Source organism: Coraliomargarita algicola, from assembly GCF_033878955.1.
GTDB classification, from domain to species: domain Bacteria; phylum Verrucomicrobiota; class Verrucomicrobiia; order Opitutales; family Coraliomargaritaceae; genus Thalassobacterium; species Thalassobacterium algicola.
This window is the reverse complement of sequence record NZ_CP138858.1, coordinates 3,882,281-3,905,841: the sequence shown is the minus strand read 5'-3', so window position 1 is coordinate 3,905,841 and position 23,561 is coordinate 3,882,281. Positions and strand designations below refer to the sequence as shown.

General features: G+C 52.0%; 26 protein-coding genes and 1 pseudogene. 10 read left to right on the top strand and 17 right to left on the bottom strand.

The genetic code is table 11. The features are described 5' to 3' along the window. Positions 1–6: 6 nt before the first annotated feature. The 3 genes from hisH to SH580_RS16095 form a co-directional block, all read right to left on the bottom strand. Entirely contained in the window at positions 7–645 is a 639-nt protein-coding gene (gene hisH / locus SH580_RS16105) for an imidazole glycerol phosphate synthase subunit HisH (RefSeq protein WP_319831855.1), read from the bottom strand. Between the two features lie 115 nt (positions 646–760). After that, complete coding sequence (gene serA / locus SH580_RS16100; protein WP_319831854.1) at positions 761–2,347, bottom strand: phosphoglycerate dehydrogenase; 1,587 nt, start codon at positions 2,345–2,347, stop codon at positions 761–763. Between the two features lie 143 nt (positions 2,348–2,490). Further along, positions 2,491–3,582: a mechanosensitive ion channel family protein gene (locus tag SH580_RS16095; RefSeq protein WP_319831853.1), complete on the bottom strand. Its 1,092-nt coding sequence runs from the start codon at positions 3,580–3,582 to the stop codon at positions 2,491–2,493. Between the two features lie 284 nt (positions 3,583–3,866). Between SH580_RS16095 and rho the strand changes: the two genes are divergently transcribed. The 3 genes from rho (at position 3,867) to SH580_RS16080 (ending at position 6,353) form a co-directional block, all read left to right on the top strand. Beyond that, positions 3,867–5,066, top strand: a complete 1,200-nt coding sequence (rho, locus tag SH580_RS16090; protein WP_319831852.1) for a transcription termination factor Rho — start codon at positions 3,867–3,869, stop codon at positions 5,064–5,066. 191 nt (positions 5,067–5,257) lie between these two features. Beyond that, the gene (locus tag SH580_RS16085; RefSeq protein WP_319831851.1) at positions 5,258–5,818 is read left to right on the top strand and encodes a PEP-CTERM sorting domain-containing protein; all 561 of its coding nucleotides are present in this window, start codon (positions 5,258–5,260) and stop codon (positions 5,816–5,818) included. Between the two features lie 115 nt (positions 5,819–5,933). Beyond that, positions 5,934–6,353: a DoxX family protein gene (locus SH580_RS16080; RefSeq protein WP_319831850.1), complete on the top strand. Its 420-nt coding sequence runs from the start codon at positions 5,934–5,936 to the stop codon at positions 6,351–6,353. 32 nt (positions 6,354–6,385) lie between these two features. Here SH580_RS16080 and SH580_RS16075 read toward each other — a convergent pair whose 3' ends face one another. The 8 genes from SH580_RS16075 to ygfZ form a co-directional block, all read right to left on the bottom strand. Then, a complete protein-coding gene (locus SH580_RS16075) occupies positions 6,386–6,793 on the bottom strand; it encodes an ExbD/TolR family protein (protein WP_319831849.1) in 408 nt (135 codons plus the stop codon). Between the two features lie 12 nt (positions 6,794–6,805). After that, a complete protein-coding gene (locus tag SH580_RS16070; RefSeq protein ID WP_319831848.1) occupies positions 6,806–7,369 on the bottom strand; it encodes a MotA/TolQ/ExbB proton channel family protein in 564 nt (187 codons plus the stop codon). A gap of 152 nt (positions 7,370–7,521) precedes the next feature. Then, positions 7,522–7,680, bottom strand: coding sequence for a YqaE/Pmp3 family membrane protein (locus tag SH580_RS22065; RefSeq protein ID WP_345786202.1), 159 nt, complete (start codon positions 7,678–7,680; stop codon positions 7,522–7,524). A gap of 66 nt (positions 7,681–7,746) precedes the next feature. Next, positions 7,747–8,349 (bottom strand): 3-isopropylmalate dehydratase small subunit, encoded by a 603-nt coding sequence (gene leuD / locus SH580_RS16065; protein WP_319831847.1) that lies wholly within the window; start codon positions 8,347–8,349, stop codon positions 7,747–7,749. A 32-nt stretch (positions 8,350–8,381) separates the two neighbouring features. Next, positions 8,382–9,806 carry a 3-isopropylmalate dehydratase large subunit gene (gene leuC, locus SH580_RS16060; protein WP_319831846.1) on the bottom strand — a complete coding sequence of 475 codons (1,425 nt, stop codon included), beginning with the start codon at positions 9,804–9,806 and terminating at the stop codon, positions 8,382–8,384. Between the two features lie 210 nt (positions 9,807–10,016). After that, positions 10,017–10,292, bottom strand: a complete 276-nt coding sequence (locus SH580_RS16055; RefSeq protein ID WP_308983583.1) for an HU family DNA-binding protein — start codon at positions 10,290–10,292, stop codon at positions 10,017–10,019. A gap of 154 nt (positions 10,293–10,446) precedes the next feature. After that, positions 10,447–10,647 carry a hypothetical protein gene (locus tag SH580_RS16050; protein WP_319831845.1) on the bottom strand — a complete coding sequence of 67 codons (201 nt, stop codon included), beginning with the start codon at positions 10,645–10,647 and terminating at the stop codon, positions 10,447–10,449. Then, on the bottom strand, positions 10,640–11,551 hold the full coding sequence (gene ygfZ, locus SH580_RS16045) for a CAF17-like 4Fe-4S cluster assembly/insertion protein YgfZ (RefSeq protein ID WP_319831844.1): 912 nt from the start codon (positions 11,549–11,551) through the stop codon (positions 10,640–10,642). The genes SH580_RS16050 and ygfZ overlap by 8 nt, the downstream gene beginning before the upstream one ends. A gap of 128 nt (positions 11,552–11,679) precedes the next feature. Here ygfZ and SH580_RS16040 point away from each other — a divergent pair, with 128 nt between their 5' ends. Together SH580_RS16040 and typA are read left to right on the top strand one after the other, a co-directional pair. Continuing rightward, entirely contained in the window at positions 11,680–12,138 is a 459-nt protein-coding gene (locus tag SH580_RS16040) for an LEA/WHy family protein (RefSeq protein WP_319831843.1), read from the top strand. A 222-nt stretch (positions 12,139–12,360) separates the two neighbouring features. Then, the gene (gene typA, locus SH580_RS16035; RefSeq protein ID WP_319831842.1) at positions 12,361–14,196 is read left to right on the top strand and encodes a translational GTPase TypA; all 1,836 of its coding nucleotides are present in this window, start codon (positions 12,361–12,363) and stop codon (positions 14,194–14,196) included. A gap of 119 nt (positions 14,197–14,315) precedes the next feature. Here the strand turns inward: typA and SH580_RS16030 are convergent, their stop codons facing one another. Continuing rightward, positions 14,316–14,594, bottom strand: a complete 279-nt coding sequence (locus tag SH580_RS16030) for a helix-turn-helix domain-containing protein (RefSeq protein WP_308948163.1) — start codon at positions 14,592–14,594, stop codon at positions 14,316–14,318. 2 nt (positions 14,595–14,596) lie between these two features. Continuing rightward, on the bottom strand, positions 14,597–14,926 hold the full coding sequence (locus tag SH580_RS16025) for a type II toxin-antitoxin system RelE/ParE family toxin (protein WP_345786201.1): 330 nt from the start codon (positions 14,924–14,926) through the stop codon (positions 14,597–14,599). A 247-nt stretch (positions 14,927–15,173) separates the two neighbouring features. Between SH580_RS16025 and pflB the strand changes: the two are divergent. From pflB to SH580_RS15995, 5 genes and pseudogenes are all read left to right on the top strand, one after another. Next, a pseudogene (gene pflB / locus SH580_RS16020) lies at positions 15,174–17,443 on the top strand (formate C-acetyltransferase). A 121-nt stretch (positions 17,444–17,564) separates the two neighbouring features. Further along, positions 17,565–18,365, top strand: coding sequence for a pyruvate formate-lyase-activating protein (pflA, locus tag SH580_RS16010; protein WP_319831840.1), 801 nt, complete (start codon positions 17,565–17,567; stop codon positions 18,363–18,365). Positions 18,366–18,495: 130 nt separating this feature from the next. Further along, the gene (locus SH580_RS16005) at positions 18,496–19,908 is read left to right on the top strand and encodes an OFA family MFS transporter (RefSeq protein WP_319831839.1); all 1,413 of its coding nucleotides are present in this window, start codon (positions 18,496–18,498) and stop codon (positions 19,906–19,908) included. 53 nt (positions 19,909–19,961) lie between these two features. Then, positions 19,962–20,180, top strand: coding sequence for a ParD-like family protein (locus SH580_RS16000; protein WP_308948157.1), 219 nt, complete (start codon positions 19,962–19,964; stop codon positions 20,178–20,180). Then, a complete protein-coding gene (locus SH580_RS15995; protein ID WP_319831838.1) occupies positions 20,173–20,460 on the top strand; it encodes a type II toxin-antitoxin system RelE/ParE family toxin in 288 nt (95 codons plus the stop codon). Before SH580_RS16000 ends, SH580_RS15995 begins: the two co-directional genes overlap by 8 nt. Before the next feature lie 54 nt (positions 20,461–20,514). Here SH580_RS15995 and plsY read toward each other — a convergent pair whose 3' ends face one another. The 4 genes from plsY to fabG form a co-directional block, all read right to left on the bottom strand. Continuing rightward, the gene (gene plsY, locus SH580_RS15990; protein WP_308948155.1) at positions 20,515–21,105 is read right to left on the bottom strand and encodes a glycerol-3-phosphate 1-O-acyltransferase PlsY; all 591 of its coding nucleotides are present in this window, start codon (positions 21,103–21,105) and stop codon (positions 20,515–20,517) included. A 16-nt stretch (positions 21,106–21,121) separates the two neighbouring features. Then, entirely contained in the window at positions 21,122–22,381 is a 1,260-nt protein-coding gene (fabF, locus tag SH580_RS15985; protein WP_319831837.1) for a beta-ketoacyl-ACP synthase II, read from the bottom strand. 65 nt (positions 22,382–22,446) lie between these two features. Further along, positions 22,447–22,701, bottom strand: coding sequence for an acyl carrier protein (locus tag SH580_RS15980; protein ID WP_308948153.1), 255 nt, complete (start codon positions 22,699–22,701; stop codon positions 22,447–22,449). Between the two features lie 46 nt (positions 22,702–22,747). After that, positions 22,748–23,494 (bottom strand): 3-oxoacyl-[acyl-carrier-protein] reductase, encoded by a 747-nt coding sequence (gene fabG / locus SH580_RS15975; RefSeq protein ID WP_319831836.1) that lies wholly within the window; start codon positions 23,492–23,494, stop codon positions 22,748–22,750. Positions 23,495–23,561 lie beyond the last annotated feature (67 nt).

Here is a 23,561-nt window from a genome sequence, read left to right as displayed (position 1 = left end):
AGAGCGCTAAAGCGATCTCAAAAAATTTCGATATAGATGCAATCCTTTTGCCTGACTTTTTTCGGGGTGAAATTGAGTAGCATAACAATTGCCAAAGCGGATACCGGAGACAAATTGTCCTCCGTAGTCCGAATGAAAGAGTGCTATGCTGGGGTCTTGCGGTTGAATGTAATAACTATGAACAAAATAAAATTGATCCTGACCAGAAACAAGGCCCTCAGTTAGCGGGGCCCCGGGCGCGAAGGTCACAGCATTCCAGCCCATATGCGGAATCTTAAGCGCAGGATCGATCACAAAACGCTTAACGGATCCTTTGAAAATACCTAGAGCAGCGGTGTCGCCCTCTTCCGAATGCTCAAATAGCGCCTGAAGTCCGAGACAAATACCGAAAAAAGGTCGGTCCGCAGCGATCCAATCACGAATCACATGGTCAAAACCAGTCGCCTGCAGTAAACGCATGGTATCGACGATCGCTCCCTGCCCCGGAAAGATCAGTGCATCGGCCGAGCCGATCTGTTCCGGCTCTGATACCAGGTAGGCATCGGCCCCCACATGCTCCCAGGCCCTAACGACACTGCGCAAGTTCCCCATACCGTAATCAATCACGGCGAGTTTTGGTTTTAAATTGGAAGCATCTTTAGACATATCGAAGCGATGAAGCTGTGGAAGTCTGAGCAAGTTGCAAGCAGACAAGATTTTCGATTGAGAAAAAAAAGGGCTCTCCCTGACGGAGAGCCCATTTGTTACATTCAGATCGCTACTAGAGCTTGATCACGCGGTATTTTTCGATTGCGGGATGCTCAGTAATCTTCTTCGCAGCCGTCTCCGAAGGGGCACTGTCGAGTTCAAAAACAGAGACCGCAAATCCTTCGCCCTTATCGCGACTCAGCGACATGTTGGCGATATTGACCTGATCCTCTCCGAGCGTGACACCGATAAAGCCGACAATACCGGGAACATCCTTATTCTTCAGCACCAACAAGGTCGCGTCGGTGCTTACTTCGACACTGTGCGAATCGATTTCAACGATCCGTGGAGTCTGATTCTTACCAACCAATGTGCCGCCAATGGTGCGCGTTTTACCTCCCTTGCAGGCCACTTCGACTTCAATTAATTCGTTGAAGTCAGCGTGATCACTGCTCTTAACTTGATCACAGGCGATCCCGAGGCGCTCAATCTTCTTAGGCGCATTTACGTTATTCACGTTGTCGGAAATATCACGTAAAAAGCCACGCTGAATGGCATTCGTCAGTGGCAGGGTATCAAGCTCGGTGATCTTACCAAAGTAACGAATGGTAATTTTCTCAACACCTTCAGGGGCGAGTTGCTGCGAGAATGTGCCGACTTTTTCGCCAAGTGTCATATAAGGGCCGAGCTTTTCGAGCACCTTAGGATCGACCGATGGCATATTCAGCGCGTTCACAACCATACCACCGGTAAGTGCTTCGATCATTTGCTTCGCCACGTCGATGCCGACATTTTCCTGAGCTTCCACTGTAGAAGCCCCCAAGTGTGGCGTAAGAACAAGATTTTCGATGCCACGCAGAGGGCTATCTTCTGCTGGTGGCTCATCTTCGTAAACATCTAGACCGGCCGCAGCAACTTTACCGGAATTCAGTGCCTCAATCAGCGCCGCTTCTTCAATAATACCCCCACGAGCACAATTAAAGACGCGCACACCGTCCTTCATACGCTTGAATGCATCGGCATTCAGCATGTGCTTCGTATCCTTCGTCATCGGCATGTGCACTGTAATGTAGTCCGCATTCTCGATCACTTCGTCTAAGGTAGCCTGCTTCACACCGAGCGACTTAGCGCGGGATTCGGTCAAATAAGGATCATACGCGAGCACATCCATTTGAAAGGCCATGGCGCGCTTAGCCACTTCAGCCCCGATACGGCCCATGCCGAGCACACCCAGAGTTTTTTGATTCAGCTCAGAACCAGTATACTTCTTACGATCCCAGCGGCCAGCCTTCATACCAGCGCATGCTTGTACGATCGGGCGAGTACCCGCGAGCATATGAGTGAAAGTAAGTTCCGCGGTGGCAATCGTATTCCCCGTTGGCGTGTTCATCACGATGACGCCATGGTCAGTCGCCGCTTCGATATCGATGTTATCCACACCGACTCCCGCACGTCCTACCACCTTCAGCTTCGGCGCGGCAGCAATCACCTCGGCAGTGATACGAGTATCGGAACGCACGGCAATTGCGTCGGCGTCCTTGGCAAGCTCAAGGATTTGCTCCGGTGAGGAACCATAGGCTTCTACGACGTCAAAACCTGGTTGGGCTTTGAACAAATCAACACCTATAGGCGAAATGCGGTCTGCAATTAGTATTTTCATAAGAAGCGGGCGAGTAAATTTATGCTGCCGTGAATTGCAACGAAAACATGTGAAAGTTGCAAATCATAGCAACCACAGCAACGACAAGCCAGAGATCCACGCCAACTCAAGCGAGCTACAACAAACCAACTAACGGCATAAAATTATGAATCTCCCTCGCCCGCAGCCCCATCCCCAGCGCGGTGCATATAAAGCGTACGCGTCGGATAAGCAAACTCAATACCACGCTCGGCAAAAGCGCGACAGAGCGCCAAATTGATTGTCTGTTGCGCATCCATGTAAGCATTAAAATCGGGCGAATTAATATAGTAAACCACCTCGAAATCATAGGAACTATCGCCAAAGCTTTTGAAATGAGCACGGTCAAAACGCAGCCCCTCCACCCCCTTGATGATAGACTTCACCAAGGGCGGAATCGCCTCCAACTGATCCGGTGTGGTCTGATACGTCACTCCGAAGCCAAACGGAATACGGCGTTCTTGCATACGCTTGTAATTGCGAATTCGGCTATTCAGTAAATCTGAATTGGAGAAAATCAATTGTTCGCCCGAGAGGCTACGCACCCGAGTCGTCTTGAGCCCGATTTTCTCCACCCCGCCCATGAGCTCGCCCACAATGATAAAATCTCCAATCACAAAGGGCTTATCCAACACAATCGACAATGAGGCAAAGAGATCTCCAAGTATATTCTGAATGGCCAATGCCACCGCAATACCACCAATGCCCATTCCAGCCACCAAAGCAGTTACATCATAACCTAAGTTATCGACCACCAATAAGAACGCCACCGACCAAATGACCAAGCGCACAATAAAAGAAACTCCCTGCACCACTGAAACCGCGCCGGGGTTATCCTCACGCCGCGCATCCGTATAATACGTGATGTAGCATGAAACCATGCGATTCCCCCAAATCGCGGCTTGCAAAACAACCGCAATCAACAGGGCAAAATCAAAATGCATATCCCAACTGCCGAGATCCAGAAAACGCGTGCCCCCCCATACTGCCGCGACAAACAGGATATAGCTTTTAGTAGATCCCAATGCAGCAGCCAACAGATCATCCGCAATTGTGGATGTTTTTTTACTCAGGCTGAGGATACGGCGCTCTAAAACAGCAAAGAGCAACTTCAGTGCTAAAAACAGCACAACCGTAGCTCCCAAGGCATAAAGCCAATGATCCAGCCCATTGCCTGCGATTTCCGTATGATAGATATTCGCGAACCAAACAGTCATAGGCTCACCAGTAGCACAGACCGGGCCGCTCTGTCAAAAAGCAGCAAAGATTATAGTCGTTGACAGCGCGTGTGGATTCCCCCTTAAAAGAGCCCATCGCGTTACGGCATACGATGTCAAAGGTGGTCCACACCGTCTATACGTATCAAATCCCGACTGGTAGTCGGTCTTTACGCTGAAACGCCTTTTCTTCTTTTTGCGCAAGAACTCGATCTTGCGCAAACGCCCGCATCCACGCCGGACAATCCTTTTATACATCTACTCACGCATCCACGCGCCGACACATGAGCCAAGACAATTCATCGACGGAAACAACGACTTCTACAGCAACCGCTAAGGAAGCCGCTCCCAAGCAAACCCAAGAAAAGCCACGCGAGAACGAAATCGCGGTATCTGGCATCTTGGAGATCCTGGATAACAAGACCGGCCAGTTGATCGATCCCTCTCGCAATGGTAAGACCAAACCGAACGATCCCTTCGTCCCACGCGAGCTGATTAAACGCTTCAAATTAAAGCAAGGCAGCTTCATCGAAGGCAAGGCGCATCAAAACGACCGCTTTCCTAATCCCAAAATGCGCTTCATCGATAAAGTGGATGGTGCGCTACTCGAAGAGCGCAAAGGTCGCTACACCTTCCAACAACTCGTCTCCATCGCACCGGACGAACAGATCCGCCTCGAAGCCAAAGATGGCCGCGTGACGACTCGCATCATGGACCTCTTCTGCCCCATTGGCAAAGGCACCCGTGGACTCATTGTGGCTCCCCCTCGCACGGGTAAAACCACCATTTTACACGACATCGCCCACGGTGTGATCGAAAATCATCCCGAGTGCCACTGTCTGGTATTACTCGTGGATGAACGTCCCGAGGAAGTCACCGACTTCAAGCGCAGCGTCAATGCCGAGATATACGCGTCGTCCAACGACGAAGAACTGGTCAATCACCTACGCATCGCTGAACTGGCCATCGAACGTGCCAAGCGCTTAGTCGAAGCCGGCAAGGATGTCGTCCTCCTACTCGATTCCATTACCCGCCTCGCCCGTGCCTACAATGCCGCATCCGGCAAAGGAGGTCGCACTATGACCGGTGGCCTCGACGTACGTGCCTTGGAAAAACCACGTCAAATCTTCTCAGCTGCCCGCAATTGCGAAGAAGGCGGCAGCCTAACGATCATTGCCACTGCTCTAATCGAGACAGGCAGCAAGATGGACGAACTGATCTTCCAAGAATTCAAAGGCACAGGTAACATGGAAATGGTACTTGATCGCAAAGCCGCGGAACTCCGACTCTGGCCAGCAATCAACCTCAACGCCTCCGGCACTCGCAAAGAGGAACTATTACTCTCTGGGAAATACCTTGAAGGCGCTCAATTCTTGCGTCGCGCTCTCGCTGGCCAGAAGATTGAAGATGCTGCTGAACTCATGATCGACCGCTTCCAGCAGACTCAAAACAACGATGAATTTCTGAAGCTCTTACAGCGATAAATTCACAGGCAACATTCCAGCTAAGGCAAACGTGTCGAACGGCACAGAGTGAAGAGCTTAGGTACTGGGTAAAAGAGAATAAAAGAGTTCAATTGTACTGTTGAATTCAAAAAACGTTCCAACTGCTAATAATTCGTTAATTATGGGGGTTATAGCTTTTATACCTAAATAACAAACCCCATACACATAATATGAAAACAACGTACTTACTGGTAGGCAGCTTGTTGGCTGCGACTTCACTGAATGCCGCAACGGGCTTCTTCGGAACAACCTCAATCATTGCTGATGGGAATACTTCCGACGTTTCGACATTAACTTCTTTTGGCAATATTAGTAATGCTGCGACCTTCGAAATTCAGGGCTTCGACCTCAACACCTTTGAAGATAATGGTTCTGAGATCACGCACATGAACATGTTCTGGACGATTGATGGCTTCACCAACATACACCAAATACAGCTAACTCCAGCACCTACCAAAATTGGTAATGATCGTAACTGGGTCATCTCCTCTTCAACTCAAGACTTAGTCACCAACAACGGTTTAGGCACGATTGCAGAGGGCGATTATACATTTCAGGCATACTTCGAAGGCTACACCAACGGCACAAACACGGCTGGAAATATCTTCCTAAACAACGGCGGCTCAAACTACCAAGCGACATTTACAATTGTTCCAGAACCAGGGATATACGCACTGATCGCAGGCCTTCTGGGGCTCTCTTTTGTCGCGCTCAAGCGCCGCCAAGCGTAAGTATTCGAGCATATTGATTTCGAGAAGCCGTTAATTCCGATTGACGGCTTCTTTTATGTACAAGCGTCTCCTTTCCTAGCTTGAAAAACCGCCATAAAACCGTCTTTTTCGCTCAATGAAAGCACCCGCCTACTCAACCAACCTTGGACTCTTCGTTTTACGCATCGGTATCGGCAGCATGTTCATCCTACACGGACTGCCTAAGCTAATGGGTGGTACCGCAGCTTGGGAGCAAGTGGCTCAGCACGGCCTCCCCTTTTTGCCAGCTGGCAATATATCCATCGCATTTGGTCTCGCAGCAGCCATAGCTGAGTTTGGCGGCGGCATCCTACTCATACTAGGATGTTACCATCGGATCGTCTGCAGCGCGCTGATGGGCACGATGGCAGTGGCCTTCTCGACCAAGCTCGGTGCGGTCACGGGCTACCAGAATTTCGCCTTAGAAGCAGGCTGGCCATTGGAATTATTGATCGTCTTTATAGCCTTATTCCTCACAGGCCCAGGGCGCTGGCGAATCGGCGCAGGAAAATCTTAGATGCTCCAAACTAGCCTGGCAGCTCGGCCCGATTATCGCGACTGCAAGCGAATCTTATTCAGCTGATGACTGCGACAGACATCCATCACTTCAGTCACATACCGGAGCGGCACTTCCTCGTCGGCGACGAGTAAGATGGGCATGTCAGGCGTAAGCTCTCCAGCGAGCTTCATCGCAGCCTCGAGCGCTGGCTTGTCAACCGGCCGGTCATTTAAGTAAAATTCCCCTTCAGGGCTCAACGCGATCACGATTTGCTCTTGGATCTCGTTTTCGCCGGCGGTCTCAATCTTTGGCACGGTGATATTCAGTGAACTGACCTGCTTAAACTGCATCGTGACCAGGAAGAAGAACAACAAGACGGTCAATACATCGACCAAAGGCACAATGTTGATGACAGGTTGTCGCCGGCGGCGACGAATCAAATCAGATGTGGGGTCCATACTCGAAGACGCCTAGTCCTGTTCAGATTGAAGCAGAGCCTGCACACCGAGTCCGATGCGTGCAGCCATAAACTCCACGCGCCGCAGCACATAAGCGTGGGCCGCCAGGGCTGGTATGGCAATGGCAAGGCCCAAAATGGTGGTATTCAGCGCGAGCGCAATACCGCGAATAAAGGCAGCTGGGTCCGGCAAGCCCGTCTCCGCAGAGAAGCCACTAAAGACTTGAGTCAAGCCGGTCACCGTCCCCAAAAGACCAATCAAAGGCGCAGCACCGATCACAACTTCTAATAAAAAAACGCCTCGTTCCATACGGCTGACTTCAAGTCGCGCATAAGCTTGGAGTGAGTCCGCATCGGCACGACGCGAACGATAGAAGTGAACGATGCGCCCGGCCACGGAATTTTGATTCGACTCAATTCCGTCAAATTTCCCCGAAACGAAAGCATCCACTAACGAAGCGGGCATCACTCGGGATGGACGTAAAGCGAGCAATCGCTCAAAGGTGATGAAAACCGCCACCAAGGAACAAAGTGCGAGCGGATAGATAAAAATTCCTGCGTGAGTAAAGATGTCCATAAAATCAGAGGCAAAGGTTGGAGTCCCGCCTTCAGGCGGTCTGAAAAAAGAAGATGAACCGCCTAATGGCGGGATTCCAACCTAATCAGATAAAAAAAGGCGCAACCGAAGCTGCGCCTTTTGTCAGTAAATATTGACTGATGTTCCTGCGTTTAGAGTACAACTAACAGCGCGTGAATCACGGCTGGAATGTAGAACAGAAAGCATAGAATAATATTAATCAGCAATGACTTGCCTGCACCCGACTTTAGCGCAACTGCAACTGGAGGCAGAAAAATGGCAAGTAGGATGAGAACGATTTTATTGTCCATAGTTGATGTGGTTAATGTGAATAAGTCGAAAACGACCCATACAAGCTAGCAGATTACCAGCCGATGTCACGCTTGCATATAAGGCAAGGCGCCGGCGGTCTTTGCGACATCCCCCGCCCCTTCAAGTAGCTCATCCAGCGGATCATAATTACCGCTCAGCAAGCTATCACGTGCACCGGGCTTGATATCGCATGGCACCGACTGATCGCCGAACCAGATTTTGTGATCTTCGATGTCGATGGTAAGCTCGATTTCCGGATTGGCCTCGATTGCTTGTGCGATGCTAGCACGGTCGGCGTCACTGGCGATCACACAAACCACGCCCAGATTCGTGGAGTTACCAAAGAAGATCTCCGCAAAACTGCCTGCGATCACAGCACTGTAGCCTGCTCGCAAAATAGACTGCGGCGCGTGCTCACGAGAGCTGCCACAACCGAAGTTGTTGCCGCTGACTAGGATGGATGCGCCGGCAAAGCGCGGATCATTCAGATTGTGCTTTTTATCTTCTCCCGATTCAGTCTTACGAACGTCGTAGAAAAGATAATCGCCGAGACCGTCGAAGGTGATGCACTTCATGAAGCGTGCAGGAATGATGCGATCGGTATCAATATCGTCGCCGGGGACAAAAACGCCCTTACCGGTGACTTGTTTAATAGGTGTGGCTGGCATGACTATATAAATTTGAAATTAATAATTAGGAATTAAGCATTAGCGGAAGCGAATCCGAAGACCTCACGGGCATCAGAAACTTGTCCGGTCACTGCAGCGGCGGCGACCATGAGTGGGCTCATGAGCATTGTGCGTCCCGTGGGACTACCTTGACGGCCTTTGAAGTTACGGTTGGAGGAACTCGCACACAATTGATCGCCGATCAACTTGTCGGGATTCATCGCCAAGCACATGGAGCAACCTGCGGCACGCCATTCGAAACCAGCTTCGATATAGATTTTATCCAAGCCAAGCTCTTCAGCGATTTTAGCCACGACTTGCGAGCCGGGAACCACGATGGCTTGCACGCCCTCTGCCACTTTGTGGCCCTTGACGTATTTGGCGACTTCCTGAAAGTCAGACAAGCGGCCGTTGGTGCAAGAACCGATGAATGCAACATCGATCTTCTTGCCCTTGATCGGGCTGCCACCTTCAAACTGCATGTATTCGAGGGCCTCAGCGACCGAGTCACGCTCCGACTGGGTCGGCGCATCCGCCACAGTAGGAATATTTTCTTCAATACCCACACCTTGACCTGGCGTAATCCCCCAAGTCACAGTCGGCTGAATTTGCGATGCGTCGATGTCCACGACGTCATCGAAAGTGCAGTCATCGTCAGAGGCGAAAGACTTCCATTGCTCAACCGCAGCCTCCCAAGCCGTTCCCTTAGGAGAATAAGGACGGCCTTTCAAATACTCGAAAGTGGTGTCGTCAGGATTGACATAGCCGACACGGGCACCGCCCTCGATCGACATGTTGCAGACAGTCATCCGCTCTTCCATCGTGAAGTTATCGAAAGTGGTCCCCGCATACTCATAGGCGAATCCAGTGCCACCTTGAGTCCCGAGCAAACGAATGATATGTAAGATCACATCCTTGGCATACACACCGGGAGGCAATGTGCCGTTCACATTGATACGGCGCACCTTGAGCTTGTTCAGAGCAATGGTTTGAGTCGCGAGCACATCGCGCACCTGGCTGGTGCCAATACCAAAGGCAATCGCACCAAAAGCCCCGTGAGTCGCAGTATGCGAATCCCCACAAGCGATCGTGGTGCCGGGTTGCGTGATGCCCTGCTCTGGACCGACGATGTGAACGACGCCCTGCTTACCTGTATTTGTATCGAAGAAAGTTACATTGTTCTCGGCACAATTCTTACGTAGCTCTTCGATCATTCCCTGAGCAAGCGGATCGCTGTAAGGTTCGACAGCCTCATTGGTCGGCACGATGTGGTCAACTGTCGCAAATGTGCGATGCGGGTACTGCACTTTCAAATCACGATCACGGAGCATTCCAAAGGCCTGCGGACTCGTAACCTCATGAATAAGGTGCGTACCGATTAATAATTGCGTCTGCCCGTTTGCCAACTGGCGAACGGCGTGCGCGTCCCATACTTTTTCAAATAAGCTTTTGCCCATAATCTTGTTCCTAAAAATAGTAAATAGTGATTCTCAAAAGGGTCTCAATAAGGATAGCTTTGCGGTGGCTGGCAACCGCAAAGGCGTATTTTTTACGTGAGATGACAAAAAAACCGCAGTCTCCGATGGAAACTGCGGTTTTTGGTAGGCTCAACTCAGCGTAGGGGTAAACCGCGAAGTTGAGAGCCGAAATCGCGACAGTAGGCGCCCTTAGAGGACTGCCTTGAGGCCTGCACCCGCCTTAAATTTAACAGCTTTAGAAGCCTTAATTTTGATTTTCTCGCCAGTTTGTGGGTTGATACCGTCACGAGCTGCGCGCTTTGTCACAGAGAAAGTTCCGAAACCGATCAGTTGGACATTTTTGTCCTTTTTAACACCCTTTTTGATGCCTTCGAGCACGGCCTCAATCGCACGCTCTGCGGCTGCTTTGGAGGTGTCTGCACCGAGTGATTTTTGTACTTCTGCAACGAGTTCTGCTTTGTTCATAGAATATATTAATTTTGTTGAGGTTGATTGGTCTGATGACCGTCGCAAATATGGGAAGGCGCACTTGTAATCGTCAACCTAAAATCCGCTCTAATCCGCTATTATTTGCGGTTTTCAGCGCCCCTAGCCGCTTCAATCCTTTGTCAGAGCGCACTCAAGCCCCCTGCCGCGCGGCAAACACCTGTTTTAATAGGGTTTCCGTCGCCTCGACTTTTGAAATTCCACGCTCTTCCGCAATTTGCCCTGCACGCTTTAAAAGCTGCGCAGCCATGACTGGAGCCTGACTCTCCGAAGCACCCAAATTGATAAATATCTGCGCCAGTTCACGCTCATTCTCATCGGATAAATCAGTCATTCCCAAGTCTTTCCCGCAGCAACGAGCTAACTGTCAACTCATTAGAATCGGCGAGCAATTTTTCGCCCACTCCAGCGAAACGGGTTTTGAGAATCGCCACGCCTCGCCAAGCATTCGCATCGCGGTAGGCAGTACGAAGCTCTCCAACCTGCTTGGTATCGCGATTATATAAGGCACAGGGCGTAGCGGGCACAGCCCCCTGCCCTTGCACGATGAATAGGCCACGTTGCGGCTTACCCAGATTATGCATACGAGCGACCACTTCCTGCCCGAGATAGCAACCTTTAGTAAACGAGATCGCATCCTGCTGCAGCTGCCCCTCTCCCGGTAGGTCGGCAGAGCCGATCTCATCAGGCACCTGAGGGATACCCGCGGCAATACGCGCCAGCCCATACTCAGTATCGGAAAGCGACACAAAACCCGCAGTTATTAAACGGGCACGGTAGGCCTCCGCAGCCGCTTCGGTCTCAAGCAGCATATTATATAGCTGATTTCGCGCGCAATACAGACGCCCTCCTTCGACATCTACAAATCGTCCACATGCAGGAAGCTCCAAACCCAGCGCATGGACAGCGGCGGCAGTGAACTGAAAGCAAAATCCAGGCTCACAGGGCTCGATCACCACGTCGTCGGCGATAATGTGCCGTTGCAGATGCGCCATGATCGTCTCCCCAGGGCAACGGTCGCTGATCACACGGAACTGTTCCTCTCCTTCACAGAGCACCACACCGTCCGCGATCACCTTGCCCTTCACATCCAGCCAGAGTCCGTAGGTGCACTGCCCCGTATCGAAAGGGCGCAGTTCGTTACTAAACTGACTTTGCAAGAAATCTGCGGCATCCTCGTCTGTGACAAGAAAATGAGCAGCTGGAGTGTATTGATAAAAACGATTGGAAGCGTCCATAGCTAGACTCTTAAAACAGAGCCCTCAAATAGGACAGAATAATCTTCATACGTAGTATCCGAACCATGACACATAGTTGCCACTGTAAAAAGCTCGCCGACAGTATGCCGAATCGTTTCCCTTTCAGCATGAAATCCTTACCACTGCTACTCTTGATGATCGCCACACTGCTGCTAGGAGCTTGCGCCAGCATGGACCCCAATTACGAGCAGCCACAGGTGGATGTTGTTGGCATCTCCAAAAGCGCAACGGATACGGCAGCATTACAATTTACGATTCAACTGTGCATCGTAAATCCCAATGCCGACACGATCCACCTCAAAGGGCTCTACTACCAGCTAAGCCTCGACGGGATCCATGTCATCAATGGCACCGCAAATAATATTCCAGCGATCGAAGGCTACAGCGACGCCGTCATCTCCGTCAGTTCGGCCGCCAGCTTGGTTAATAGTGTCCGTCTGGCCGCTCGCCTAATGGAGACTCCCAGCAGCGAACTCCCCTACGAACTGCGCACCAAGCTCGGCACGAGCTCCAAGTGGATGCCTGCGACCACCATCACTAAAACTGGTACACTACCGATGCGTTGAACCAAGGCCCAGCGTACGGCGCATCGTCTATTTCCATTGACTTCGCTCCTCAGGCTGACATCTATGCCGCCCTTTAACTACCACCCCGCCGTTAATTTCTCGGCGGGTTTTCTATTTCTAGGTGATCTGAATCGTAATCCTTACTCTGAAACCAATCCCATCACTGGGACTTAACTGGAGTAGGTTTAAGACTAGGATTACGATCAAGACATCCTTAAGCACATGAACGCAAAAAACATCCGCAATATCGCCATCATCGCCCACGTTGACCACGGCAAGACCACATTGGTGGACTGCCTACTGCAACAGAGCGGGACCTACCGTGAAAACCAACAAGTGCAAGAGCGCGCGATGGACTCCATGGACCTCGAACGCGAAAAAGGCATTACCATTAAAGCGAAAAATCTCGCTGTAAAATGGACCAATCCCAAGGACAACGAGGAATACACCATCAACATCGTCGACACTCCGGGTCACGCCGACTTCGGTGCCGAAGTGGAGCGTGTGATGAAAATGGTCGACGGCGTGCTACTGCTGACTGATGCCGTCGGTGGCCCGCAAGCGCAAACTCGCTGGGTGCTCCGTAAAGCTCTCGACCAGGGACTGAAGACCATTTGTGTGATCAACAAAGTCGACCGCGACTCCTCGCGCCCGGACTGGGTCCATGACAAAGTGCTCGAACTCTTCCTCGATCTGGATGCGGACGAAGATCAATTCAACGCCCCCTTCCTGTATGCTTCGGCTAAGATGGGCTTCGCCGACCGCGAAGTCGACGGCCCACGCGAAAACATGCTCGACCTCTTCGAGACCATTGTAGAGCGCATCCCAGCCCCCACCATCGAAGAAGGTGATTTCCGCATGCTGGTGTCCAACATCGACTGGGACGACTACGTCGGTCGCATGGCGATCGGCCGTGTGCTCTCTGGCCAAGTCAAAGTAGGCCAAACTATTTTCGCTCTGCGTAAAAGCGGCAAACGCGAACGCGTTAAAGTGACCAAGATGAAGAGCTTCTCCGGCGCGGGTAACACCGACGACGTCACCGACGCGGTGGCTGGAGACATTGTCGGTCTGGCCGGCTTCGACGATGTCGACATTGGCGACACACTCGCTGCGCAACAAGACGCCGAGGCAATGCCTTTCGTCGAGATCGATCCTGCCACCGTGCAAATGGAGTTCTCCGTCAACAACGGCCCCCTCGCCGGCAAAGATGGCAAGAAGGTCACCTCCCGCCAGATCCGCGAGCGCCTCATCCGCGAGACTCAATCCAACATCTCCATCAGCATCGAAGATACCGACGATGGCACACGTTTCCTCGTCAATGCCCGCGGCTCCATGCAGATCGCCGTCTTAGTGGAAACCATGCGCCGCGAAGGTTTCGAGCTGCTCGTCTCTCGCCCCACCGTGCTGTATAAAGAAATCGACGGAAAACGCTGCGAGCCTTTTGAACAGGTCTGGGTAGAAGTGCCGGAAGAACAGCTTGGTGGCGTCATGGAAAACCTCGCAAAGCGCAAGGGCAAGGTCACCAATATGGAGCACCACAATTCCGGTGTCACCGTGGAAGCCGAAGTGCCAACGCGCGGCCTGATCGGTTTCGAAAGCGACCTCGTCACCATGACCTCCGGCCATGGCGTGATGAGCCACTCCTTCCTGGAATATCGCCCGCACTGTGGTGAAATCGTGACACGCCTCACGGGCACACTAGTGAGCATGGAACAAGGCAAGAGCATGCCCTACGCACTGGATATGATTCAAAACCGCGGCAAACTCTTCGTCGGTCCCGGCGAGGAAGTCTACGGCGGCATGATCGTCGGCGAGAATCCACGTGTCGAAGACATGCCCGTCAACCCTGCCAAAGCGAAGCAACTCGACAACATGCGTGCCAGCGGCTCCGACAAGGGCATCCAGCTCGCGCCTCCCGTTAAGTTCTCCTTGGAACGTGCGATCGAATACATCGCGCCCGACGAACTGGTCGAAGCGACGCCGAACTTCCTACGCATGCGCAAACGCGAGCTCGACGAAAACAAGCGCCGCAAAGCCGCCAAAGCAGCCAAGTCTTAAGCCCATAGGGCATATTATTTAGACCAAACGCTCACGGGAAACCGTGAGCGTTTTTTTTGTGACTTATTGATATTCAGACTGGGCCTCTGACATCTGCCTTCTGACGACTCTTTCAAGGATCAAACAGGCTCCAAAGCGATTTTGAGATGACTGCCCGTGGCGTTGGCGTAACGCTTCAAAGTCGCGAGCGATGGATTCCCCCTCCCAGCCTCCAGTCGAGCCACAGCTGCTTGCGATGTCTCCATACGTGCCGCCACTTCCGATTGAGTGAGTTTTGCTTTCGTGCGTGCATCTATTAATGCACGTGCGACTGAAAACTCGTCTTCAAGCGCATTAAAAGCTTCTGCGTAATCTGCGTTCTTAATCCACTTTCTGTGTAACTGTGTTGCTGTCTTCATTGTTAATCCCCTTCAATTTCTTTCGCTCGCTCTAATGCCAGCCTAATTTCTCTTGGAGGCGTTGTCCGTGTTTTCTTAATGAAAACACGGACAACCACCACTTTTTCACCGCGGGCAGTCACATAGAGCGCACGAGAAATCCCATCACGCCCTGTCAATCGCATTTCCCATAGCTTATCCTGCAAATGCCTGAGATGAGGCATTCCCACATGCGGCAAACCGAATTCTTCAATTAAAGAAACCACCCGCGAGAACCGTGCCTGCATATCTACAGGCAAAGCCTCCAACTCCTTCTCCACTGTTTCATTCAAAATTAAAACCGACCACCTCACGCCATCAAATATGCCATATTTGATATATTTGTCAAGTTACATGAACTCTACACGTAACGTTTCGACTGCCTCTCGCGCTCCATTCTCCCCGACATCACTAACCGGAACCATAAGATAGGCTTATTAAAAAAGGATTAGCACACTTTATACTCGATTAGACGACCTGTTTACATACTTCTTCTGTATAAATTTTACTAATCACAGATGCTAATAAAATTAGCTCACACTTCTTTAATCTAATACAGATATGCAAACTACAACATCCCCCGCCCACACAGAGGATAACGCAGCGTCCGCATGGCGCAATTTTCGTAACGGAGTCTGGCAAGACCAGATCGACGTTCGCGACTTCATTCAGCAGAACTATACGCCCTACCAGGGCGACTATTCGTTTCTGAAAGAGCCGACCGCAAAAACCACGCAACTTTGGAACGAGCTCAAGCTGCTACTCGAAGAGGAGCGCGCCGCAGGTGGTGTGTTGGATGCCGACACAAAGGTAGTCGGCACGGTTGCCTCCCATGGCGCCGGCTACATCAACCAGGACCTGGAAACCATCGTGGGCGTGCAGACCGACAAGCCACTCAAGCGCGCCATGCTGCCTTATGGCGGTGTGCGGATCGCCCAGAAAGCGCTGCAGGCACACGGCCGCGAAATGGACCCCGAGACTGCGGACATTTTTGCCAAGCACCGCAAAACACACAACGACGGAGTGTTCGCCTGCTACACCGACGACATCCGTAAGGCACGTTCGGCCGGCATCGTGACTGGCCTGCCCGATGGCTACGGCCGCGGACGGATCATCGGCGACTATCGCCGCGTCGCGCTCTATGGCGTAGACCGCTTGATTACCGATAAGCTACGCCTGCTCAAAGACACCCAAAACGAAAGCTTCAGCGAAGACTGGGTACGCGAACGTGAAGAGACTCAGGAGCAGATCAAAGCGCTCAAAGATCTCAAGACCATGGCAGCCGCCTATGGCATCGACATTTCCCTGCCCGCCCAAAACGGACAACAAGCCGTGCAATGGACCTACTTCGGCTACCTCGGGGCGGTGAAGGACCAAAACGGTGCCGCAATGTCCTTTGGCCGCACAGCCACCTTCTTCGACATCTACTTCGAACGCGACTTCGCTGAAGGTCTTTAAACGAGGAGCAGGCTCAAGAGATCATCGACCACTTGGTTATGAAGATGCGGATCGTGCGCTTCATTCGCACCACCGACTACGACGAGCTCTTCTCCGGCGACCCCACATGGGTGACCGAAAGCATCGGCGGCATGGGCGAAGACGGCCGCACGCTGGTGACCAAGTCCAGCTTCCGCGTGCTACAAACCCTCTACAACCTCGGGCCCGCCCCCGAGCCAAATCTCACCGTGCTGTGGTCGCAAAATTTACCACAGGGCTTCAAGGATTTCTGCGCCAAGGTATCGATCGAGACCAGCTCGATTCAGTATGAAAACGACGATCTGATGCGCCAGTACTGGGGCGACGACTACGGCATCGCTTGCTGTGTCTCCGCGATGCGGATCGGCAAGCAAATGCAGTTCTTCGGCGCTCGCGCCAATCTGGCCAAAGCGATGCTCTACGCCATCAATGGCGGCAAAGACGAGAAAAGTGGTCAGCAAATCGCCCCCGAGAGTGATCCTTTCACCGGCGACTATCTAGAGTTTGACGACCTGATGGCACGCTTCGACAAGACCATGGACTGGCTGGCCGCCACCTATGTCAAAGCGCTGAATATCATCCACTACATGCATGATAAATACTCAGCAGAGAACATCATGATGGCCCTTCACGACCCCGTGATCCTGCGCACCATGGCCTGCGGCATTGCCGGCCTATCGGTCGCAGCGGATTCACTCTCTGCAGTGAAACATGCCAAGGTCAAAGTCATCCGCAATCAAGAAGGCCTCGCAGTGGACTACAAAGTGATCGGAGAGTATCCGGCCTTCGGCAACAACGACGACCGTGTGGATGCCTTTGCCAACGATCTGGTCGAGCGCTTCATGGATAAAGTGCGGCAACAGCCCACTTACCGCAATTCCGTGCCCACTCAATCGGTGCTCACTATCACCTCCAACGTGGTTTACGGCACCAAGACAGGCAGCACTCCCGACGGCCGCAAGGCCGGCGAGCCTTTCGCACCGGGGGCCAACCCCATGCACGGTCGTGATCGCAAGGGCGCAGTCGCCTCGATGGCTTCGGTGGCCAAGCTCCCCTACGAACACTCGCAGGACGGCATCTCCTACACCTTCTCCATCGTGCCTAAGGCACTGGGCAAAACAGCACCCGAACAAGTGGCCAACCTAGGGAACATTCTGGATGGCTACTTCGAAGCGGCTGGGCACCACATCAATGTCAACGTCTTCGAAAAGGAGACTTTGCTCGATGCCATGGAGCATCCGGAAAAATACCCACAACTCACCGTCCGCGTCTCTGGCTACGCCGTAAACTTCATCAAGCTGACCAAAGAGCAGCAGATGGACGTCATCACCAGAACCTTCCACGATAGCATCTAAATGAACGCCGAACACTGAACGTCCAACATCGAATATCGAATAGCATCTCGGCGACCTAGTCGTCTGATCTAAAAATTCAGTGTTCGGCCTTCGATGTTCGAAGTTTCGATTAAAAATCATCATGACTACACTACTCGAAGAATCTCCCCAAGCTACAGGCTGCGCCTATGAAAAACTTCCCCGCGGAGCAGTTTCGAGCAGTGTTGAAGGCTACATCCACTCAGTCGAAACCTGTGGTACCGTCGACGGGCCTGGCCTGCGCTATGTGCTCTTCTTACATGGCTGCCCACTGCGCTGCCAGTATTGCCACAATCCGGATGCCCAAGGCAAGCCAGCTGGCACAACCCGCACCGCCGAAGAAGCCTTTGCCGATGTACTGAAATACAAATCCTTCATCCGCAAGGGGGGACTCACACTATCGGGCGGGGAACCTTTGATGCAGCCAGACTTCGTCGAAGCCATGTTTACCCTCGCCAAAGAAGCCGGCATCCACACTACCTTAGACACCTCTGGTTTTGTGGGACACAAAGCTAGCGACTCACTACTCGACAAGACCGACCTGGTGCTGCTCGACATCAAGAGCTTCAGTCCGATGACACATAAGATTGTGACCGGAGTCTGCGTAGACCAAACCTTAAAGTTTGCCAAGCGTCTGGACGCCCGCGGCAACAAAGTGTGGATTCGCTTCGTGCTAGTGCCCGGCCTCACCGACAACGAGAAAAACATCGATGGGCTGGCCCAGTTCGTCAGCCAACTCGGCAACGTCGAACGGGTCGAAATCCTTCCCTTCCACAAAATGGGGGAAGAAAAATACAAGTTAGCCGGCCTCCCCTACAAACTAGGCAACACCCCCACACCCACAGTAGAGCAGATCGAGTCCACACGCGCGATATTTGCCAAGTATGGTGTCGTCGCTAGGTAATCAGCATAAAAAATGCTCTAGCAGTCAAAAGACTGAGTTCCTATGCACTGTGCAATCAACTGATTGTCCACTCAGCTAATAATCACGTAAGCACACATGCATCCGCATGTGTGCTTCTGCTATCAAACAAATGAAAACAAAAAATCGTTGGCTCATTGCAGCGTCCGCTTGCAGCATCAACCTATCCATCGGCTCCATTTATGCCTACAGCGTATGGAAAATGCCGTTGGAAAACACCTTTGGTTGGTCCTCGAGTAACACCTCACTGGCCTTCAGCCTGGCGATCTTCTTCCTGGGCCTCTCGGCCGCCTTCCTCGGAAGCTTCATCCAGCGCAAGGGGGCCCGCTTCGGCGGCCTGCTCAGCGCAGCCTTCTTTTCGGGCGGCCTGCTAGGCTCTGCACTGGCCTGCCAAGTCGAGAGCCTGCCCTTGTTCTATTTAAGCTTCGGAGCTGTCAGCGGCATCGGGCTCGGCTTGGGCTATATCTCCCCCATTGCCACACTGGTCAAATGGTTCCCCGATCGGCGCGGCTTGGCCACCGGGCTCGCCATTATGGGCTTCGGCTTTGGTGGACTGGTTTGCGCCAAATTGATCGATCAATTCGTGCCAGTCCAAGCCGAGATCTCCCTGCCACAGGGTATCAGTGCCTACGAGTATCAACAACAGGCCACGGATGCCGTAACAGCCACCGCGACAAGCCCGGACGCCGCAGCCCTCGCAGCGACTCCTGAGCCAGAGCTCGCGCCTCAAAAAACGCTCCTCTACCAGAAAGCATCCATCGTGCGGGCCTTTAGCTACTTAGCCGGCATCTATCTCGTGATCATGGTGCCCAGCGCACTCTATATCACCCCACCTACGCGCGATGACTTGCAGACACTGCCCAGCAAAGAGACGTCCCCCCAGACCAAGTCGCAAGGCGAGGAATTAACAGTGGCACAGGCATTGAAACGCCCCGCATTTTACGGGCTCTGGAGTATGTTATTCATCAATGCATCCTGCGGCATTGCGCTCATATCAACTGCGAAAAAGATGGGCTATGAAATGGTCCATCTATCCGACTCGGAAGCCAGCTTACTCGTGATGGGCATCTCCCTATTCAATGGCCTAGGCCGCATCGGCTGGGCCGCATTATCAGACTACATAGGGCGCCCCAATACCTTTGTTGCGTTTTTCGTGCTACAAATCGCCGCCTTTCCGCTCTTGGCCAAGCTCACCCATTTCCCGATTCTCTTCATGGGCATCACCTTCATCATCCTCTCCTGCTATGGAGGTGGCTTTGCAACCATACCGACCTACATCAGCGACCTTTTCGGCATACGAGCCATGCCCACTCTACTCGGCATGATCCTCACCGCATGGTCCTGCGCGGGCTTGGTCGGCCCGATGGTCAACGCACGCGTCTACGAAGCCACGCAAAGCTATCAAACCAGCCTTTATGTATTCGGCGCGGCACTTGTTGGCGCACTCATAATATCACTGCTCATGAAACTTAATTTGCAAACGCAGCCACAAGCCACAGCACGCAGGCTGGTTCAGGAGCACTAGACGAAGGGTAGAAGAAAATTGACAAAGTGCTACATTTTGCTACACAGCTAAAAATGAGTACAGTCATACGAATTTCCGATCGTCTAGCCGAAGAAGCAAAAACCAGATCAAAGGTGGAGCATCGATCGATGACTTCTCAATTGGAATATTGGGCGACGATCGGCAAAGCTGCAGAAGAAAACCCCGACCTACCTTTTAGCTTCATCAAGGAAACACTGCTAGCAATGGCTGAGATGAAAGATGCCCCCAAGGAGGAATACACCTTTGGATAAAAGGAAGATCTACCTTTCACCAATTTTTGGTCGGAAACTTAAAAGATTAAAAAAGCAGGAAAAGAAAGAACTCGATGATGCGGTTCTGGATATCACAAACGATCCCGATATCGGAGAAGCTAAAGCAGGTGATTTAGCAGGAGTCCTTGTTCACAAATTCAAGATGAACAAACAGCTAACTCTCCTCTCTTACACATTCGATTCTAATGAGATCAACCTGCTAAGCTTTGGAAGTCATGAAAACTTCTACAGAGATCTCAAGAAGTATAGAAAAGGCTGAAAAGCTTGAACCCTCTCATGCAGAATTGATCCAAGAGAGCAAGGAACCTTCGCCCTAAAACTTGTTCTCCTTGCCCCCAAACATACGGGCGATATTGGACCGGTGGCGCACCACGATCAAGACTGCCAAAATGAGGCCTAGGTAAAAGCGTGGATCTTGCGTGCCATGGATAAAGTAAGCCGAAACCGGCAAACTGAGCGCAAACAAGATCGAAGCCAGCGCCACCATTTTAGAGCTATAAAAGACGATCAACCAGATCACCAAGCCGATCAAGAGCACCGCCCACATCAGGGCTAGCAGACCCCCAATAGTGGTCGCCACGCCCTTGCCGCCGCGAAACTTGAGAAAGACGGAAAAGCTATGCCCAAGAATCGCCGCGATCAGGCCGATTACTGCCAGCCGGTTATCTCCTCCATATACCAGGAGTGGCCAGCCAGCGGCGATAAAGCCCTTGAGTGCATCGAGTGCGAAGACGGTATTACCCCACTTCGCACCGAGCACGCGCTTTACATTGGTCGCGCCCGGATTGCCGCTACCCTCTTTGAAAATATCAACGCCCTGACCACGCGCCACGATCACCGCGAAGCTGATCGCACCGAGAAAATAGCCGACCAATACGACTAGGAGAATGGAAGAAATTGCCACCGGCTAGACCAGTTGCTTAGACCAGCTTTTTGAAAAGCAAGGTCGCATTATGACCGCCAAAACCGAGGTTATTGCAGATCGCTACGTTGACTTCGGCCTCACGCATCTCATTCGGCACGTAATCGAGATCACAATCCGGATCTGGCTCGTTGTAATTGATCGTCGCGGGGATTTTGCCATCGCGAATCGCAAGTGCACAGACCGCCGACTCCACGCCGCCCGCAGCGCCGAGCAGGTGCCCCGTCATGCCCTTAGTCGAAGAGACAGACAGCTTATAGGCATGCTCGCCAAATGCCTTTTTGATGGCACTGGTTTCAAATTTATCATTGTAAGGAGTCGAAGTGCCGTGCGCATTGATGTAGCTGACGTCTTCAGGCTGAATGCCTGCCTCTTTAACCACATTACGCATCGCAGTGCCCAGGGCCTTACCTTCTGGATCAGGCGAAGTGATGTGATACGCATCACAAGTGGCGCTGTAACCAGCGATTTCGCAATAAATTGTCGCACCACGCGCTTGCGCGTGTTCCAGCGTTTCCAGCACCAGCACGCCGGCGCCTTCACCCATGATAAAGCCATCGCGGCCCTTATCGAAAGGACGGCTGGCAGTCGTAGGATTGTCATTATAGCTGGTGCTCATCGCCTTCATCGAGCAGAAGCCTGCGTATCCGAGCTCTGTAACCGCGGCTTCACTACCACCTGCCAACATAATATCGCTGTCACCATCGCGTAGCTTTTGGAAGGCTTCGCCGATACTGTGCGTGCCCGAAGCGCAGGCGCTGACGATACCGAAGTTTGGCCCACGAGCTCCAACTTCAATCGCGACCACGCCACTGGCGATATTTGCAATGAGTGAAGGAATCATGAATGGCGAAACACGACGTGGCCCACCTTCATAGAGGCGACGGCTTTGCGTCTGAATCGTCAACATCCCTCCGATACCAGAGCCAATCAACACGCCAAAACGGTCGGCATCCAGCTTTGAGGTGTCCTCGATCCCCGCATCTTTGAGCGCTAAACGTGAAGCAGCCACCGCAAATTGCGTGTAGCGATCGTTACGGCGTGCCTCCTTGGGGTCCATATATTGCCCCGCCTGAAAGTCAGTACACTCGGCACCCACCTTCGAAGGATATTCCGTAATATCGAAGGATTTCACCGTATCGATGCCACTCTTGCCGGCCAATAGATTATCCCAGAAAGTTTCCACCCCGTCACCGTAACTTGTCACGGTGCCGATACCTGTGATCACGACACGTTGTTTCTCAATTGCTTCACTCATGATGTCTGTATAAAAATTAAGCCGCATTTAAGCGGCTTAATCGTAAGTTTGAAAGTAGAATTTTCTTATCCTGCCTTTTCAGTGATATATTTGATCACGTCGCCAACAGTTTGAAGCTTTTCAGCATCCGATTCTGGAATCTCTCCGTCGATTTCATCGCTGAATTCTTCTTCGAAAGCCATGATAAGTTCAACAGTATCAAGGGAATCGGCACCAAGATCATCCAAGAAAGATGCTTCTGGAGTCACTTGCTCCTCGTTAACGTTAAGCTGATCGACGATAATTGTCTTTACGCGTTGTTCGATTGTTTGGTCTGACATAATTTTCTGTGTATTAGGTTAAATAAAACTAGCTGTCAATGTGGCATCACATGACCATACCACCGTCAACTGTAAAAACTTGTCCGGTGATGTATCCTGCGTCCTCCGATGCGAGGAAGGCAGTCGTGGCTGCGATGTCCTTGGCTTCGCCCATACGCTTCATGGGAATGATACCGACGATCGCCTCTTGTTGCTTCTCGTTGAGCTCCGCAGTCATATCGGTCGCGATGAAACCTGGAGCCACTGCATTCACGGTCACATTGCGCGCCGCAAACTCCTTAGCCAGGCTCTTGGTCAAGCCGATCATACCCGCTTTGGCGGCGGCGTAGTTCGCTTGGCCCGCATTGCCAGTCAGGCCGATCACGGACGCCATATTAATGATGCGCCCCCAACGCTTACGCGTCATCGGACGAGCGAGATATTTGATAAAGGTAAAGCAACTGGAAAGATTGGTTTCGATCACATCATCCCAATCGTCGTCACTCATACGGAAGAGTAAACCATCGCGTGTGATGCCCGCGTTATTGACAAGAATATCAATATTACCGTGCTTTTCGAGCAAGGCTTCGCAGGCTTCTTTAACAGCAGCCTTGTCAGCCACATCCAGCGCGCGCGACTCCGCGGAGCCTCCACCTGCGTTGATGGCATCGGCCACCGCACCGCAAGAGCTCTCTGATCGACTGATGCAAATTACGTGGTGCCCCTTGCTCGCGAGCAACTCGGCGATGCTTTTCCCGATGCCACGACCGGCGCCAGTAACGAGGGCGATTCTTTTCTCTGTGGTTTCACTCATGTAAAGTGAAGTTTCCGACAATTCGCCGACTTGGCGCAAGCCCAATGTTAGCTCCAAGCAACATTGA

Coding starts and splice junctions, on each gene's coding strand:
- hisH (WP_319831855.1), bottom strand. CDS start 645: ATGTCTAAAGATGCTTCCAATTTAAAACCAAAACTCGCCGTGATTGAT.
- serA (WP_319831854.1), bottom strand. CDS start 2,347: ATGAAAATACTAATTGCAGACCGCATTTCGCCTATAGGTGTTGATTTG.
- SH580_RS16095 (WP_319831853.1), bottom strand. CDS start 3,582: ATGACTGTTTGGTTCGCGAATATCTATCATACGGAAATCGCAGGCAAT.
- rho (WP_319831852.1), top strand. CDS start 3,867: ATGAGCCAAGACAATTCATCGACGGAAACAACGACTTCTACAGCAACC.
- SH580_RS16085 (WP_319831851.1), top strand. CDS start 5,258: ATGAAAACAACGTACTTACTGGTAGGCAGCTTGTTGGCTGCGACTTCA.
- SH580_RS16080 (WP_319831850.1), top strand. CDS start 5,934: ATGAAAGCACCCGCCTACTCAACCAACCTTGGACTCTTCGTTTTACGC.
- SH580_RS16075 (WP_319831849.1), bottom strand. CDS start 6,793: ATGGACCCCACATCTGATTTGATTCGTCGCCGCCGGCGACAACCTGTC.
- SH580_RS16070 (WP_319831848.1), bottom strand. CDS start 7,369: ATGGACATCTTTACTCACGCAGGAATTTTTATCTATCCGCTCGCACTT.
- SH580_RS22065 (WP_345786202.1), bottom strand. CDS start 7,680: ATGGACAATAAAATCGTTCTCATCCTACTTGCCATTTTTCTGCCTCCA.
- leuD (WP_319831847.1), bottom strand. CDS start 8,349: ATGCCAGCCACACCTATTAAACAAGTCACCGGTAAGGGCGTTTTTGTC.
- leuC (WP_319831846.1), bottom strand. CDS start 9,806: ATGGGCAAAAGCTTATTTGAAAAAGTATGGGACGCGCACGCCGTTCGC.
- SH580_RS16055 (WP_308983583.1), bottom strand. CDS start 10,292: ATGAACAAAGCAGAACTCGTTGCAGAAGTACAAAAATCACTCGGTGCA.
- SH580_RS16050 (WP_319831845.1), bottom strand. CDS start 10,647: ATGACTGATTTATCCGATGAGAATGAGCGTGAACTGGCGCAGATATTT.
- ygfZ (WP_319831844.1), bottom strand. CDS start 11,551: ATGGACGCTTCCAATCGTTTTTATCAATACACTCCAGCTGCTCATTTT.
- SH580_RS16040 (WP_319831843.1), top strand. CDS start 11,680: ATGAAATCCTTACCACTGCTACTCTTGATGATCGCCACACTGCTGCTA.
- typA (WP_319831842.1), top strand. CDS start 12,361: ATGAACGCAAAAAACATCCGCAATATCGCCATCATCGCCCACGTTGAC.
- SH580_RS16030 (WP_308948163.1), bottom strand. CDS start 14,594: ATGAAGACAGCAACACAGTTACACAGAAAGTGGATTAAGAACGCAGAT.
- pflA (WP_319831840.1), top strand. CDS start 17,565: ATGACTACACTACTCGAAGAATCTCCCCAAGCTACAGGCTGCGCCTAT.
- SH580_RS16005 (WP_319831839.1), top strand. CDS start 18,496: ATGAAAACAAAAAATCGTTGGCTCATTGCAGCGTCCGCTTGCAGCATC.
- SH580_RS16000 (WP_308948157.1), top strand. CDS start 19,962: ATGAGTACAGTCATACGAATTTCCGATCGTCTAGCCGAAGAAGCAAAA.
- fabF (WP_319831837.1), bottom strand. CDS start 22,381: ATGAGTGAAGCAATTGAGAAACAACGTGTCGTGATCACAGGTATCGGC.
- SH580_RS15980 (WP_308948153.1), bottom strand. CDS start 22,701: ATGTCAGACCAAACAATCGAACAACGCGTAAAGACAATTATCGTCGAT.
- fabG (WP_319831836.1), bottom strand. CDS start 23,494: ATGAGTGAAACCACAGAGAAAAGAATCGCCCTCGTTACTGGCGCCGGT.